The organism is Sporosarcina sp. P37 (assembly GCF_002109365.1).
Taxonomy (GTDB): domain Bacteria; phylum Bacillota; class Bacilli; order Bacillales_A; family Planococcaceae; genus Sporosarcina.
This window is the reverse complement of record NZ_CP015349.1, coordinates 1,565,224-1,578,933: the sequence shown is the minus strand read 5'-3', so window position 1 is coordinate 1,578,933 and position 13,710 is coordinate 1,565,224. Positions and strand designations below refer to the sequence as shown.

18 protein-coding genes and 1 riboswitch are annotated in these 13,710 nt (G+C 44.0%); all 18 genes read left to right on the top strand.

From position 1 onward, the window contains the following. The first annotated feature begins 4 nt into the window (after positions 1 to 4). On the top strand, positions 5 to 445 hold the full coding sequence (rplO, locus tag SporoP37_RS08235; RefSeq protein WP_081243197.1) for a 50S ribosomal protein L15: 441 nt from the start codon (positions 5 to 7) through the stop codon (positions 443 to 445). Further along, positions 445 to 1,737: a preprotein translocase subunit SecY gene (gene secY, locus SporoP37_RS08230; RefSeq protein WP_081243196.1), complete on the top strand. Its 1,293-nt coding sequence runs from the start codon at positions 445 to 447 to the stop codon at positions 1,735 to 1,737. The genes rplO and secY overlap by 1 nt, the downstream gene beginning before the upstream one ends. A gap of 48 nt (positions 1,738 to 1,785) precedes the next feature. Next, complete coding sequence (locus tag SporoP37_RS08225) at positions 1,786 to 2,439, top strand: adenylate kinase (protein ID WP_081243195.1); 654 nt, start codon at positions 1,786 to 1,788, stop codon at positions 2,437 to 2,439. A gap of 342 nt (positions 2,440 to 2,781) precedes the next feature. After that, positions 2,782 to 3,000, top strand: coding sequence for a translation initiation factor IF-1 (gene infA, locus SporoP37_RS08220; RefSeq protein ID WP_040759924.1), 219 nt, complete (start codon positions 2,782 to 2,784; stop codon positions 2,998 to 3,000). 38 nt (positions 3,001 to 3,038) lie between these two features. Further along, on the top strand, positions 3,039 to 3,152 hold the full coding sequence (gene rpmJ / locus SporoP37_RS08215; protein WP_076758849.1) for a 50S ribosomal protein L36: 114 nt from the start codon (positions 3,039 to 3,041) through the stop codon (positions 3,150 to 3,152). Between the two features lie 24 nt (positions 3,153 to 3,176). Continuing rightward, a complete protein-coding gene (gene rpsM / locus SporoP37_RS08210) occupies positions 3,177 to 3,542 on the top strand; it encodes a 30S ribosomal protein S13 (protein WP_081243194.1) in 366 nt (121 codons plus the stop codon). A 25-nt stretch (positions 3,543 to 3,567) separates the two neighbouring features. After that, on the top strand, positions 3,568 to 3,957 hold the full coding sequence (gene rpsK / locus SporoP37_RS08205; protein WP_009499031.1) for a 30S ribosomal protein S11: 390 nt from the start codon (positions 3,568 to 3,570) through the stop codon (positions 3,955 to 3,957). 123 nt (positions 3,958 to 4,080) lie between these two features. Then, on the top strand, positions 4,081 to 5,025 hold the full coding sequence (locus tag SporoP37_RS08200) for a DNA-directed RNA polymerase subunit alpha (protein ID WP_009499030.1): 945 nt from the start codon (positions 4,081 to 4,083) through the stop codon (positions 5,023 to 5,025). 31 nt (positions 5,026 to 5,056) lie between these two features. Beyond that, entirely contained in the window at positions 5,057 to 5,437 is a 381-nt protein-coding gene (gene rplQ, locus SporoP37_RS08195) for a 50S ribosomal protein L17 (RefSeq protein ID WP_081243193.1), read from the top strand. A 273-nt stretch (positions 5,438 to 5,710) separates the two neighbouring features. Further along, positions 5,711 to 6,568: an energy-coupling factor ABC transporter ATP-binding protein gene (locus tag SporoP37_RS08190; RefSeq protein ID WP_081243192.1), complete on the top strand. Its 858-nt coding sequence runs from the start codon at positions 5,711 to 5,713 to the stop codon at positions 6,566 to 6,568. Beyond that, positions 6,544 to 7,419 carry an energy-coupling factor ABC transporter ATP-binding protein gene (locus SporoP37_RS08185; RefSeq protein ID WP_085430714.1) on the top strand — a complete coding sequence of 292 codons (876 nt, stop codon included), beginning with the start codon at positions 6,544 to 6,546 and terminating at the stop codon, positions 7,417 to 7,419. Before SporoP37_RS08190 ends, SporoP37_RS08185 begins: the two co-directional genes overlap by 25 nt. Next, the gene (locus SporoP37_RS08180) at positions 7,413 to 8,210 is read left to right on the top strand and encodes an energy-coupling factor transporter transmembrane component T family protein (protein ID WP_085430713.1); all 798 of its coding nucleotides are present in this window, start codon (positions 7,413 to 7,415) and stop codon (positions 8,208 to 8,210) included. Before SporoP37_RS08185 ends, SporoP37_RS08180 begins: the two co-directional genes overlap by 7 nt. 5 nt (positions 8,211 to 8,215) lie before the next feature. After that, entirely contained in the window at positions 8,216 to 8,953 is a 738-nt protein-coding gene (gene truA / locus SporoP37_RS08175; protein WP_081244800.1) for a tRNA pseudouridine(38-40) synthase TruA, read from the top strand. 173 nt (positions 8,954 to 9,126) lie between these two features. Beyond that, positions 9,127 to 9,564, top strand: coding sequence for a 50S ribosomal protein L13 (rplM, locus tag SporoP37_RS08170; RefSeq protein ID WP_081243189.1), 438 nt, complete (start codon positions 9,127 to 9,129; stop codon positions 9,562 to 9,564). A gap of 19 nt (positions 9,565 to 9,583) precedes the next feature. Continuing rightward, the gene (gene rpsI, locus SporoP37_RS08165; protein WP_081243188.1) at positions 9,584 to 9,976 is read left to right on the top strand and encodes a 30S ribosomal protein S9; all 393 of its coding nucleotides are present in this window, start codon (positions 9,584 to 9,586) and stop codon (positions 9,974 to 9,976) included. 286 nt (positions 9,977 to 10,262) lie between these two features. Next, a riboswitch (cobalamin riboswitch) is annotated at positions 10,263 to 10,439 on the top strand. A gap of 131 nt (positions 10,440 to 10,570) precedes the next feature. Further along, on the top strand, positions 10,571 to 12,247 hold the full coding sequence (gene cobJ, locus SporoP37_RS08160; RefSeq protein ID WP_081243187.1) for a precorrin-3B C(17)-methyltransferase: 1,677 nt from the start codon (positions 10,571 to 10,573) through the stop codon (positions 12,245 to 12,247). Between the two features lie 9 nt (positions 12,248 to 12,256). Next, positions 12,257 to 13,039 (top strand): precorrin-6A reductase, encoded by a 783-nt coding sequence (gene cobK / locus SporoP37_RS08155; RefSeq protein ID WP_081243186.1) that lies wholly within the window; start codon positions 12,257 to 12,259, stop codon positions 13,037 to 13,039. After that, the gene (locus SporoP37_RS08150) at positions 13,029 to 13,694 is read left to right on the top strand and encodes a precorrin-8X methylmutase (protein ID WP_081244799.1); all 666 of its coding nucleotides are present in this window, start codon (positions 13,029 to 13,031) and stop codon (positions 13,692 to 13,694) included. The genes cobK and SporoP37_RS08150 overlap by 11 nt, the downstream gene beginning before the upstream one ends. Positions 13,695 to 13,710: the final 16 nt, after the last annotated feature.

Sequence of the window (13,710 nt, the reverse complement as noted above, 5' to 3'; positions counted from 1 at the left end):
TAAGATGAAATTACATGAGCTAAAACCAGCTGAGGGATCTCGCCGAAACCGTAAACGTGTTGGACGTGGGATTGGATCTGGAAGTGGTAAAACTTCCGGCAGAGGTCATGACGGACAAAACGCACGTTCAGGCGGCGGTGTACGTCTTGGTTTTGAAGGTGGACAAATTCCTCTTTTCCAACGACTTCCTAAGCGCGGATTCACGAACATCAATCGTAAAGATTATGCCATCGTTAATCTGGACACATTGAATCGTTTTGAAGAAGGCACGGAAGTAACGCCGGAACTGCTAATCGAAACTGGTGTTGTAAGTAACGCAAAATCAGGTATCAAGATTCTTGGAAATGGAACTCTTGAGAAAAAGATTACAGTTAAAGCCAACAAATTTTCCGCTTCTGCAAAAGAAGCTATTGAAAAAGCAGGCGGGCAAACAGAGGTGGTATAATGTTTCAGACAATCTCTAACTTCATGCGTGTGAAAGAGATCCGGTCTAAAATAATTTTCACCCTCCTAGTGCTCATCGTTTTCAGACTAGGAACGTTTGTTCCGGTTCCCAACGTTGATGCAACTGCTTTACAACAATCAGATAACCAGTTTATCGGATTTTTGAACACATTCGGCGGAGGAGCATTATCCAACTTTTCAATCTTTGCAATGGGGATTATGCCGTACATTACGGCGTCCATCATTGTGCAGCTCTTGCAAATGGATGTGGTTCCAAAGTTTACTGAGTGGTCAAAACAAGGAGATGTCGGAAGACGGAAACTTGCACAGTTTACACGATATTTCACAATTGTTCTTGCCTTTATTCAAGCACTTGCCATGTCATTTGGTTTCAACCAGACGTTTGGCGGCACGCTGATTAAAGACAACAGCATTTCTACATATATCGTAATTGCAATTGTGTTGACTGCAGGGACAGCTTTCTTACTGTGGCTAGGTGAACAAATCACTGCAAAAGGTGTTGGAAATGGTATTTCCATCATTATCTTTGCGGGGATTGTTGCCGGCATTCCGAATGCTGTTAATCAGTTGTATGTAACGCAAATCCAAGACGCTGGAGATGCACTATTTATCCGAATTGCAACAATGATTTTACTGCTGATTGTCATTGTAGCTATTGTAGTTGGAGTTATTTACTTCCAAGAAGCACTGCGGAAAATTCCTATTCAATATGCGAAACGAGTTTCAGGAAGAAATCAATCTGTTGCAAGTCAACAAACGCACTTACCTTTGAAGTTAAATGCCGCGGGTGTTATTCCAGTAATCTTTGCGGTGGCATTCTTCATTACGCCACAGCAAATCGCTCCGTTTTTCGGTGAGAACAGTGTAACCAAAACCATTATCCGGATCTTCGATTATACGAATCCAGTTGGTATGATTTTGTATGTCGCACTGATTATCGCGTTTACGTATTTCTATGCATTCATTCAAGTGAATCCAGAGAATATGGCAGACAATCTGAAAAAACAAGGCGCGTATATTCCAGGAATTCGTCCGGGTGCAAACACTCAAAAGTATTTGACAAGCACTCTGTACAGACTGACGTTTGTCGGCTCGATCTTTCTTGCTGTCGTAGCGGTTATGCCTATTTTCTTCATCAATCTGGCGAACCTTCCTCAATCCGCGCAAATCGGCGGAACGAGCTTGCTCATCGTAGTAGGGGTTGCCCTCGAATCAATGAAGCAGTTGGAATCCCAGTTAGTGAAGAGACATTACAGAGGCTTTATGAAATAAAAAGCAATAGCCTGACCTATTGTATAATCAAATGGAGGGCAAGGACGTATGAATATCGTATTAATGGGTCTGCCGGGTGCCGGTAAAGGTACGCAGGCAGATAAAATTGTCGAGAAGTACGGAATCCCTCATATTTCTACAGGCGATATGTTCCGTGCTGCCATCAAAGATGGCACGGAACTTGGAGTTAAAGCTAAATCATTCATGGATCAGGGAGCATTAGTTCCTGATGAAGTTACCATTGGTATCGTACGTGAACGCTTAAGCAAGCCGGACTGCGACAAAGGATTCCTGCTTGATGGTTTTCCTAGAACTGTGCCTCAAGCACAAGCACTTGATGCTTTGCTGAAGGATATGGGGAAGAGCATTGAGTACGTATTAGACATTGAAGTCGATACGGATGAATTGGTTGCAAGATTATCTGGCCGTCGTATTTGTAAAGTGTGCGGCACATCATATCACTTGATCTTCAACCCGCCAAAGGTGGAAGACGTTTGTGATAAAGATGGCGGCGAACTTTACCAGCGCGCAGATGATAATCCGGAAACTGTCATGAATCGTCTGGAAGTAAATATGACTCAGACAGCTCCTTTACTCGACTTTTATGGCGAAAAAGGTGTGCTGACTAAAATTAATGGTCAACAGGACATTAACCTAGTATTTGAGGACCTGGATGCAATTTTGCAACAAGATAAAAAGTAATCAATCCTTTTCGGGCACAGTTACATCACTGTTCGGAAAGTAATGGATGAAAACGAGCTGCAAAAGCTAGAGTGCCCGGTATAGGACAAATGAGAATTGATCATTGATTCTTCAGTAGCTCCGGCATGCATTATATTGCGATTCGCAGTATAATATATATTTGGAAACTGCTGCGGGAACAATAAAGGTCTCATCGCATCCATGCGAAACAGCGAAATGTGGCAGACGTCTTTCGAACATCACTCATGCTAACTGGACATATGTTGAAGGAAGCCTTTTGAAGGCGACTGATGCCGCTCGATGGTGAAAGCCTTTATTGGATATAGAAGGGAGACAGGATTGATGGCGAAGGACGACGTAATTGAGGTAGAAGGAACTGTTCTTGAAACGTTGCCGAATGCGATGTTTAAAGTGGAGTTAGAAAACGGACATACTGTGCTTGCACACGTGTCAGGTAAAATTCGTATGCACTTTATTCGTATTCTGCCAGGCGACAAGGTGACAATGGAACTTTCACCTTATGATTTGACACGTGGTCGTATCACATACCGTTTCAAATAAACTTTTGCACTCCGGAATATTGAAGGAGGTTGGGTAGGATGAAAGTAAGACCATCTGTAAAACCGATCTGCGAAAAATGTAAAGTTATTCGTAGACGCGGCCGAGTAATGGTAATCTGTGAAAATCCAAAACATAAACAAAGACAAGGCTAAAACACAAGGAGGTGCACAACTTATATGGCACGTATTGCTGGTGTAGACGTTCCGCGCGATAAGCGCGTTGTCATTTCATTGACATATATATTCGGTATTGGTAAAACAACTGCAAAGTCTATTTTGAATGCAGCTGATATTTCTGAAGAGACTCGCGTTCGTGATTTAACTGACGCTGAGCTTGATAAGATTCGTGAACAAATTGACGGCTTGAAAGTAGAAGGGGATCTTCGTCGTGAAACTTCTCTTAACATCAAGCGTTTGATGGAAATCGGTAGTAACCGTGGTATCCGTCACCGTCGTGGATTGCCTGTTCGTGGACAGAACACGAAAAACAATGCACGTACGCGTAAAGGTCCTAAACGTACAATGGCAAACAAGAAAAAATAATAGGTAAAGGAGGGCTCTTTCCAACATGGCACGTAAACAACAAACTCGTAAACGTCGTGTAAAAAAGAATATTGAAACCGGTATTGCACATATCCGTTCGACGTTCAATAATACTATCGTAACTATTACTGATAGCCACGGTAATGCACTTTCATGGTCTAGCGCTGGTGCACTTGGCTTTAGAGGTTCCCGTAAATCCACTCCGTTTGCTGCACAAATGGCTGCTGAAACTGCAGCAAAAACAGCAATGGAACATGGTTTGAAATCATTGGAAGTAACAGTTAAAGGTCCTGGTGCTGGTCGTGAAGCGGCTATCCGTTCACTGCAGGCTGCTGGTCTTGAAGTTACTGCAATCAGAGACGTAACTCCGGTTCCGCACAATGGTTGCCGCCCGCCAAAACGTCGTCGCGTATAATCGGTTTGAATCTATTGGATTAAGAAAGACAATTTTTGTTAATACTGTTGAAATAGGTTAACTATTATCAGTGAATTCAATAAGGTTAAACCAATATAGAGACGTTTTGAGGAGGGTAAATAAATGATCGAGATTGAGAAACCAAAGATTGAAACAGTAACGATCGGTGAAGACTCACAGTTTGGTAAATTTATTATCGAACCGTTGGAGCGTGGATATGGAAATACCTTAGGTAATTCTTTGCGCCGCATTCTCTTGTCTTCATTACCAGGAGCTGCTGTGACATCTATTCAAATCGATGGAGTACTTCATGAATTCTCAACAATTGAAGGTGTCGTTGAAGACGTATCGACAGTTATTTTGAATGTGAAGAAACTTGCTCTCAAAATTTACTCAGATGATGAGAAAGTTATTGAGATCGATGTGAAAGGTGAAGGCGTCGTGACGGCTGCAGATATCACGCATGACAGTGATGTCGAAGTATTGAATCCAGATCTCCCGATTGCTACTCTCGGTAAAAACGGACATTTACGTATGCGTATGTATGCTGTACGCGGACGCGGATATGTTCCTTCCGATCAAAACAAACGTGAGGATCTAGCGATTGGCGTAATTCCAATCGACTCGATTTACACTCCCGTATCACGCGTTAACTTCCAAGTTGAGAACACCCGCGTCGGTCAAAGCACCAACTTTGATAAGTTGACACTTGATGTGTGGACAGATGGCAGCATCGGTCCTAAAGAAGCAGTATCACTTGGAGCTAAAATTTTAACTGAGCACTTAAATATATTCGTCGGAATGACGGACGAAGCACAAACTGCAGAAATCATGGTAGAAAAAGAAGAAGACCAAAAAGAAAAGGTTCTTGAGATGACTATTGAAGAACTTGACCTTTCTGTCCGTTCTTATAACTGCCTGAAGCGTGCAGGCATCAATACGGTTTTGGAACTTGCAAACAAGTCTGAAGACGAAATGATGAAAGTGCGAAACTTAGGCCGTAAATCACTTGAAGAAGTGAAGGCTAAATTAGACGAGCTAAACCTTGAGTTACGCTCTGAAGAATAACTGACATATACTTGAAGGAGGGTAACTTCAAATGGGATACAGAAAACTTGGACGCACAAGTTCACAACGTAAAGCAATGCTGCGCGACCTAACGACAGATCTTATCATTCATGAGAGCATCCAGACAACTGAAGCACGTGCAAAAGAATTACGTTCAGTAGTTGAAAAGATGATCACTCTTGGAAAACGCGGAGATCTTCATGCACGTCGTCAAGCGGCTGAATATATTCGTCGTGAAAAGGTAACTGTTGAAAACGGAGAAGGCGAAGAAGCAACAGTGTTTGCACTTCAAAAACTTTTCGATACAGTGGCACCACGTTATGCAGATCGCCAAGGCGGTTATACACGTATAATGAAAATGGGACCTCGCCGCGGCGATGGAGCACCAGTAGTTATTATTGAATTGGTGTAATTCCATACACTTCGAGGGTGTGTCTGTCACGCACAGCACACCCTTTTATTACAGATACAAGATTTATACGACATAAAAGCTGAGTGTTATGATCCGCGAGCAATCGACTGGTCTAGCTCTACGTACCTCATCTGAGATGTCGGCATGAGCACCCGGCATTTTCGTTTTACAGGCGCATTCCTTGGATGAGGTACGCGCTTTTTTTTATACATAAGAATAATTTATTACATAGAAGCAAACTAATTTTTGCAATACATAAGAGGAGGGGTCCGGATGAAGGAAATAGCGTCGATGCATCATGTAACGTTTTCTTATGATACGGAAGAAAATGAATCTTCGCACGTACCGGTGAAAGCGCTGAATGATGTGTCCTTCACTTTGTATGAAGGGGAGTGGCTGGCAGTTGTAGGACATAACGGGTCAGGCAAGTCGACGCTGGCAAAACTTCTGATCGGCTTGCTGTTTCCTTCGTCAGGTGAAATCAATCTCTTTTTGGAACCATTGTCTGAAGAGAACTTGTGGGAAACGCGTTCGCGTATGGGGATAGTTTTTCAAAATCCAGATAACCAATTTGTAGGGTCGACTGTGCAAGATGACGTAGCTTTTGCCCTGGAAAACAACGGTGTTCCCTATGACATGATGGTAAAGCGTGTCCAGGAGGCGCTGGAGCAAGTGAAGATGAGTGACTACATCAATCATGAACCTCATCACTTGTCAGGCGGCCAGAAGCAGCGTGTGGCCATTGCCGGTGCATTGGCTCTGCATCCTGAGCTGTTAATTTTAGATGAAGCGACTTCCATGCTTGATCCGCAGGGGCGGGAGGAAGTGATTGAAATCGTCAAAAAGCTTCGGTCAGAAATTGGATTGACCGTATTGTCGATCACTCATGACTTGGAAGAAGTTTTATTAGCGGACCGTATTCTCGTAATGAATGAAGGACAAGTTCTTATGACGGGAACACCGCAAGAAATATTCCGGCAAGGTGCAGAGCTGGAAACGATCGGACTTGATCTGCCGTTTGCGCTGCGTGTTTCCGAACTATTGAGATCTGCCGGTGTAGAGCTTCAGGGAAATCATATGACAGAAGAAGAGTTGGTGAATGAATTGTGGACATTTCACTTCAGCAAGTAGGCTATTTATATGCAAAAGATTCACCGTTTGAGAAACGGGCGCTGCAGGACGTGTCAGCTACGATTCCTTCAGGCTCTTATACATCAATCATCGGTCATACAGGATCCGGCAAATCTACTTTATTGCTTCATTTGAATGGTCTGTTAAAGCCTTCTGAAGGGGTTGTAAAGATTGGTGATACTGTGATAACAGCTCAGACGAAGGGCAGGGAGATGAAAGAAGTCCGCCATCAGGTCGGTATCGTTTTTCAGTTTCCTGAGCATCAGCTGTTTGAGGAGACTGTGGAAAAAGATATTATGTTTGGCCCGCTGAATTTTGGAGTTCCGAAAGAGATTGCGAAAGAGCGGGCGCATGAACTGGTGAAGCTTCTTGGATTGCCTGAGGACGTATTGCAAAAGTCTCCGTTTGAGCTCTCAGGAGGCCAGATGAGGCGTGTGGCTATTGCAGGCGTACTTGCATTCAAGCCGTCTGTCTTAGTGCTGGATGAACCGACAGCGGGCCTGGACCCGAAAGGCCGTAAGGAGATTATGGACTTGTTTCACCATCTGCATAAAACTGAGAATCTGACAACGATTTTAGTGACGCACAGTATGGAAGACGCGGCACGTTACAGCGATAGGATCGTTGTGATGCATGAAGGCACGTCTGTCATGGAAGGAACACCTGAAGAAATATTCAATCAAGAAGAACGGCTGCATTCATTTCGGCTTAGTGTACCGCGTTCTGTTCGTTTTCAGCGTAAAATGGAATCGATGACCGGGGATACGTTTGACAGAATCGCGCTGACGGAAGCGATGCTGGCGCAAGAGCTTTCCAGGGTCATTGCGAGAAGAGGGGAACGGCCATGTTAGAAAAAATGATTATCGGCCGATTTATTCCCGGCACTTCAGTTGTGCACCGCATGGATCCGCGTTCCAAACTGCTGTTCGTCTTTTTATTCGTAGCGGCAGTGTTTCTTGCGAATAATGCATGGTCTTACGCGGTATTGCTTAGCTTTACCGCATTTGTCATCGCGCTGGCACGCATCAGACCTTACTTTTTGATCAACGGTTTAAAACCGGTTATCTTTTTGATTATCTTTACACTTCTATTACATATTTTCTTCACGCGTGAAGGCCCTATTGTGTTTGAATGGAAGTTTATCAAAATATACGAAGAAGGATTACGCATGGGGATCTTTATTTCCATTCGATTCCTCGTGCTCGTTCTCGTAACTACTGTATTGACGCTGACGACTTCTCCCATCTCCATTACAGACGGTTTGGAGACATTGCTGAATCCGTTTAAGAAGTTTAAATTGCCTGTGCATGAATTGGCGCTGATGATGTCGATTTCTTTGCGGTTCATTCCGACGCTGATGGATGAAACGGATAAGATTTTAAAGGCGCAGCTTGCAAGAGGTTCTGATTTGAGCACCGGCTCGATCAAAGAACGGGTGCAGGCGGTCATTCCGCTGCTCGTTCCGCTGTTTGTCAGTGCATTCAAACGTGCCGAAGATCTGGCCGTCGCAATGGAAGTGCGGGGCTATCGGGGCGGAGAGGGCCGCACAAGATTCCGCCAGCTTTCTTGGCAAATGAGAGATACAGCGGTGCTGATAGCATTTGTGATGTTAGTAGGTGTATTGCTGTGGGTGAGGAAGTGAAGAAATTGAAACGAATGAAAGCCGTTGTTGCGTATGACGGAACGGATTTTGCGGGCTATCAGTCGCAGCCGGGCATGCGCACGGTTCAGTCTGAAATTGATAAAGCACTTGTTAAACTGCATAAAGATCCGACATCTCATGCGGTGGCGAGCGGCCGGACTGATGCCGGTGTACATGCCCTCGGTCAGGTCATTCATTTTGATACACCGCTTGATTTGGGAGACCGCTGGCTGATGGCATTGAACGTGCTGCTGCCGAAAGATGTGCGCATTACAGCCGTTGAACGAGCGGCCGACGATTTTCATGCGCGCTACGGAGCAAAGGGCAAGACATATCGTTATAAATGGTCATATGGTGAACTGCAGAGTCCGTTTGAGCGCAACTTTGCTGTTCACTTAGGCAGATGGAATCCCGATGTGGAACGGATGAAAGAAGGTGCCGCGTATTTAATCGGCACACATGATTTCACCAGTTTCTGTTCCGCGAAAACCGCCACTTCCAATAAAGTTCGGACAATCCGCAAACTGACCCTTGAGCGGCAGCAGGATGAACTGGTGCTTGAAGTGGAAGGAGATGGGTTTCTTTACAACATGGTGCGCACGATTGCAGGTGTTTTGCTGGCGGTGGGAATTGGCTGGGACGAGCCTGAAGATGTCGGTAAAATTCTTGAAGCAAAAGATCGTCAAAGAGCCGGGAAGACTGCGCCGCCGCACGGTTTGTACCTGCTCGAAGTGACCTACTGAGGCCATGGCAACTAATCCTGGCGTATTCATAAAAACGCTTGACTTTATTGGAAATAAAGGTTAACATGATAAATGGTATTTCAATAACCCCACAATAAGCCCCGGAAGTTTATTTGTGTTTAGGGATAGAGAAAACAACGGAACAGATTGATATTTTTAGGAGGATATACAATATGCGCACAACATTCATGGCTAAAGGTCACGAAGTAGAACGTAACTGGCTTGTTGTCGACGCTGAAGGACAGACTCTTGGACGTCTTGCTTCAGAAGTTGCAACACTATTACGCGGTAAACATAAACCAACGTTTACACCACACGTTGACACAGGTGATCACGTAATCATCATCAACGCTGAAAAGATCCAATTAACAGGAAACAAATTGAAAGATAAGATGTATCACCGTCACTCTGGCTACACAGGAAGCCTTAAGTCACGCACTGCGCTTGAAATGCGTACAAACTACCCTGTGAAAATGCTTGAACTTGCGATCAAGGGAATGCTGCCAAACGGTCCTCTAGGTCGTCAGACAATCAAGAAATTACACGTATATGCAGGACCAGAGCACCAGCACGCAGCACAAAAACCAGAAGCATATGAGCTTCGTGGATAATTAAGAGGAGGAAACACACTTGGCACAAGTACAATATATCGGCACTGGCCGTCGTAAAAGTTCAGTAGCTCGTGTACGTCTAGTTCCTGGCGAAGGTAAAATTGTCGTCAACAACCGCGACGTAGAGGACTACGTACCATTCGAAACACTTCGTGAAGTCATCAAACAACCACTGGTTACAACAGAAACACTTGGAAGCTACGATATCCATGTTAACGTAAAAGGTGGAGGTTACACAGGTCAAGCAGGCGCAATCCGTCACGGTGTTGCACGTGCATTACTGACTGTGGACCCTGATTTCCGTGCAGCACTTAAATCAGCAGGATTCCTGACACGTGATCCACGTATGAAGGAACGTAAAAAGTACGGTCTTCGCGGCGCTCGTCGTGCACCACAATTCTCAAAACGTTAATAGTGGTTTATACCAAACATTACAGCCTCTTTCCGATTTTTCGGGAAGGGGTTTTTGGCATGTCAAATTCCTCTCTCAGTGAAATAATAAATAAAACCGAAAAATAGTTCGGGCTGTACTAAGAACTGTTTAATTAATACATAGCGGCCATGAGAAATACTTTTGGCTCTAGAAATATAAATCGCCAGTATCGTTGGTAAAGTAGTGTTCTGCCATAAAGGTTACTGAAATAAATTCAATGTAAGTTTGTAGATTAGAAGATTGTGTGTTATATTTATGAAAATTAAATAAACTAATTTGAATAAGTGCTCACACTGTGAGTTAAAAGGGAAACCAGTGAAAATCTGGTACAGCCCCCGCTACTGTAAAAGCTGATGAAATTACAAAACCACTGAGAAATCGGGAAGGTGTAAGAGTAAAATGAAGCTTGAGTCAGGAAACCTGCTTATTTAAACGACACTTACTTTTCGGTGGGAGAAGTATAGGCGGGACAATGATAATAATTGTTTTTGTTTCAGTATGGTTTCTATCGTACTTTCACGTGCCTACACTCCCCTGAAAAGGAGTGTAGGCATTTTTATTTGGAGGGAAACCATGAAAAAGGGAAAAATTTATGTCGTCGGCTTCGGTCCCGGTGCTACTGAACATATTACGGGGCGGGCGTTGGATGCACTGCAGGCAAGTGATTATATTATTGGCTATAAAACGTATGTAGAGCTGATTAAGCATTTGGTGACGGCGAAGTCCATTGTCAGCACAGGAATGACTGAAGAAGTGTCGCGTGCACAAGATGCGGTTAAGAAAGCGGAGGCAGGCGGTATTGTTTCGGTAATATCCAGCGGTGACTCAGGAGCGTACGGGATGGCCGGATTAGTGTATGAGGTGCTGATTGAAAAGGGCTGGACTGAAGCAGAAGGAATTGATGTAGAAATTGTTCCGGGTATTTCAGCTATTAATTCATGTGCGAGCTTACTTGGAGCACCTGTCATGCATGACTCTTGTACGATCAGTTTAAGTGATCATCTGACACCGTGGACTGTTATCGAAAAACGTATTGAAGCTGCAGGGATGGCGGATTTTGTAATTGCTTTATACAATCCGAAAAGCGGACGCCGGACGCGCCAAATTGTAGAAGCGCAAAATATTTTACTGAAATATCGCGCCCCTGATACCCCTGTAGGGCTGGTGAAAAGTGCGTATCGGGAAAATCAGCATATTGTTCTGACGACATTATCAGAAATGCTTGAGCATGATATCGGGATGCTGACAACTGTCATTATCGGTAACTCTTCCACTTTCTTTTACGATGATAAGATCATTACACCGCGGGGCTATCAGCGTAAATATACATTGGGAGAAGGAAAACAAAGTTTAAAACCGCATCAGCGTTTGAAAAAGGAAGCAGAACCATGGGCGCTTGATCAGGAAACCGGGGAAGCGCAGTCAGGGTATGAGGAACTCATAAGTACGGTAACCGAGCAGGCGCCAGTACAAGAACAAAAGCCAAAGCAAGCGCCGGAACAACAGCAAAAAGTTCAGTCAATCGATATGGCTTTAAAGGCTTTGTCTATGGTGTCGAAAGAAGAAGCAGAAAATCCGTTTTTAGTGAGACAGCCGATCGAGAATATCTTTGAGTTTTCTGTTTCGCCGGGTGTTGTTAATAAAATGATCACAGCAGAGCAGATGCTTGTATTAGCCGAAGTCGTTGGTGAGAAAGGTACTTTGGAATATACTCCAGATCATCGTTTTTTAGTAAAGGTTACAACAGATAATCCTGAATTGATTGTCGAAAAGCTTGAGAAAGAACACCTCACAGTCATGCCGGCGGGAGAAGTCTTAAAAGTAAAAGCGTGCGATTTTTGTTACGGAGAAAAGGCTGATTCTATCCCGTACGCAGAAGAAATCGCTGCAAAGTTTGAAGGCATGAAGCTTCCGAAGCAGCTGCATGTTGGATTTAATGGATGCGGAATGGCATGTTACCGCCCTGTGTTTGACGACATCGGGATTGTGTACCGAAAGAAAAAATTCGATTTATTTATTGGAGCGAAGCCGGTTGGCAGGACTGCTCATGCTGCCCAGCCAATCGCTGAGGGGATTGAGCCGGATGATTTAATCCCATTAGTCACAAAAATTATAGAAGAATACGAACAAAATGCACATCCTAATGAACGTTTCTTCAAGTATTTTAAACGAGTGAAAAAAGTATTGAACTATGACTATTACGACATGAGCTGCAAGATTGAAGTAGAGCCGGCACCTTGCGGGGATTAGGAGGAACACATGATTTTATTTTTAGCAGGGACTAGCGACGCAAGAGCGTTAGCCATTCATCTGCAGAGTCTTGGCTACTCTTTGATAGCCACCGTAGTAACGGAATCTGCTGCTGAAAGTTTACAAGCTAACGATATTCCGTATCAGGTGGGCAGATTAACAGTGGATGATATGGCGGCGCTGATCCGGAAGAATGAAATGACTTGTGTAGTGGATGCCAGTCATCCCTATGCGGAAGAAGCTTCGAAAACGGCTATGGAAGCGGCTAAGCTATGCGGTATTCCTTATGTCCGCTATGAACGGCCGAAGGAGAATTTTGTTTCTTCGCTGATTACGGAAGTTGAAAGTTACGAAGACGCTGCAAGGCTGGCTCAAACGCATAAAGGAACGATTATGCTGACGACGGGAAGTAAGACGCTGGAAGTATTTGCGGATTACTTATTGCGTGATGGAATTCGCCTGATCTGCAGAATGCTGCCAAACGCAGGGAATATGGAAAAATGCGATAAATTAGGGATCAAACAAAAAGATATTATCGCAATACAAGGACCATTTTCTGAATCACTGAATAAGTCGTTATGCGAGCAATATGATGTGACGCTAATGATTACCAAGGAAAGCGGAAAAGTAGGGTCTGTGGATGAGAAAATTACAGCCGCCTTGGAACTGGATATACCAGTTATTTTGATTAAACGCCCGAAGGTTCAATATGAAAACTTTTGTACGTCTTTTGAAAAAGTTACCCAACTACTAGGAGGTTTTACACTTGAAAAATCCAAACATGAACTTTAATACGAAATTCACACCGCTAACTGTAGATCCGGATAAAATTTATGATCACAGTTTCTCCATCATCAAAGAAGAGATGGGGGAACACCCATTTACAGATGAGCAGTGGATGGTAGTTCGGCGCGTGATTCATGCTTCCGCAGATTTTGAGTTAGGACGCAGCATGATTTTTACACCCGATGCACTCGAAGCAGGAATCCAATCAATTTTAGCAGGCCGTCATGTCGTAGTGGATGTACAAATGATAGAGAGTGGTTCAGGCCGCAAACGATTCCAAAAACATGGCAGCGATTTACATTGCTACATAGCGGATGAGGATGTTGCAAAAGAAGCAAAGGCCCAAGGTACAACACGTGCGATCATATCCATGCAAAAAGCAACACGTTTGCACGAAGGCGGAATTTACGCGATCGGAAATGCGCCGACTGCGTTGTTGGAGTTAATCCGTTTAATTAAAGAGGGAATCGCCAAACCGGATTTAATCATTGGAATGCCGGTAGGATTTGTTTCGGCAGCCGAATCAAAAGAAGAACTGGCAGTACTCGAGGGTATTCCATTTATCACTAATGTAGGGAGAAAGGGTGGCAGTACAGTGACGGTAGCCGCACTGAATGCCATTTCGATCATGGCAGATGAGCGTGCAAAGCAAACAAACTAAAAAAGACCCATCAAAA

Coding starts and splice junctions, on each gene's coding strand:
- rpmJ (WP_076758849.1), top strand. CDS start 3,039: ATGAAAGTAAGACCATCTGTAAAACCGATCTGCGAAAAATGTAAAGTT.
- cobJ (WP_081243187.1), top strand. CDS start 10,571: ATGAAAAAGGGAAAAATTTATGTCGTCGGCTTCGGTCCCGGTGCTACT.
- SporoP37_RS08200 (WP_009499030.1), top strand. CDS start 4,081: ATGATCGAGATTGAGAAACCAAAGATTGAAACAGTAACGATCGGTGAA.
- SporoP37_RS08190 (WP_081243192.1), top strand. CDS start 5,711: ATGAAGGAAATAGCGTCGATGCATCATGTAACGTTTTCTTATGATACG.
- rpsM (WP_081243194.1), top strand. CDS start 3,177: ATGGCACGTATTGCTGGTGTAGACGTTCCGCGCGATAAGCGCGTTGTC.
- SporoP37_RS08150 (WP_081244799.1), top strand. CDS start 13,029: ATGAACTTTAATACGAAATTCACACCGCTAACTGTAGATCCGGATAAA.
- infA (WP_040759924.1), top strand. CDS start 2,782: ATGGCGAAGGACGACGTAATTGAGGTAGAAGGAACTGTTCTTGAAACG.
- SporoP37_RS08180 (WP_085430713.1), top strand. CDS start 7,413: ATGTTAGAAAAAATGATTATCGGCCGATTTATTCCCGGCACTTCAGTT.
- SporoP37_RS08225 (WP_081243195.1), top strand. CDS start 1,786: ATGAATATCGTATTAATGGGTCTGCCGGGTGCCGGTAAAGGTACGCAG.
- rplQ (WP_081243193.1), top strand. CDS start 5,057: ATGGGATACAGAAAACTTGGACGCACAAGTTCACAACGTAAAGCAATG.
- rplO (WP_081243197.1), top strand. CDS start 5: ATGAAATTACATGAGCTAAAACCAGCTGAGGGATCTCGCCGAAACCGT.
- rplM (WP_081243189.1), top strand. CDS start 9,127: ATGCGCACAACATTCATGGCTAAAGGTCACGAAGTAGAACGTAACTGG.
- cobK (WP_081243186.1), top strand. CDS start 12,257: ATGATTTTATTTTTAGCAGGGACTAGCGACGCAAGAGCGTTAGCCATT.
- secY (WP_081243196.1), top strand. CDS start 445: ATGTTTCAGACAATCTCTAACTTCATGCGTGTGAAAGAGATCCGGTCT.
- rpsK (WP_009499031.1), top strand. CDS start 3,568: ATGGCACGTAAACAACAAACTCGTAAACGTCGTGTAAAAAAGAATATT.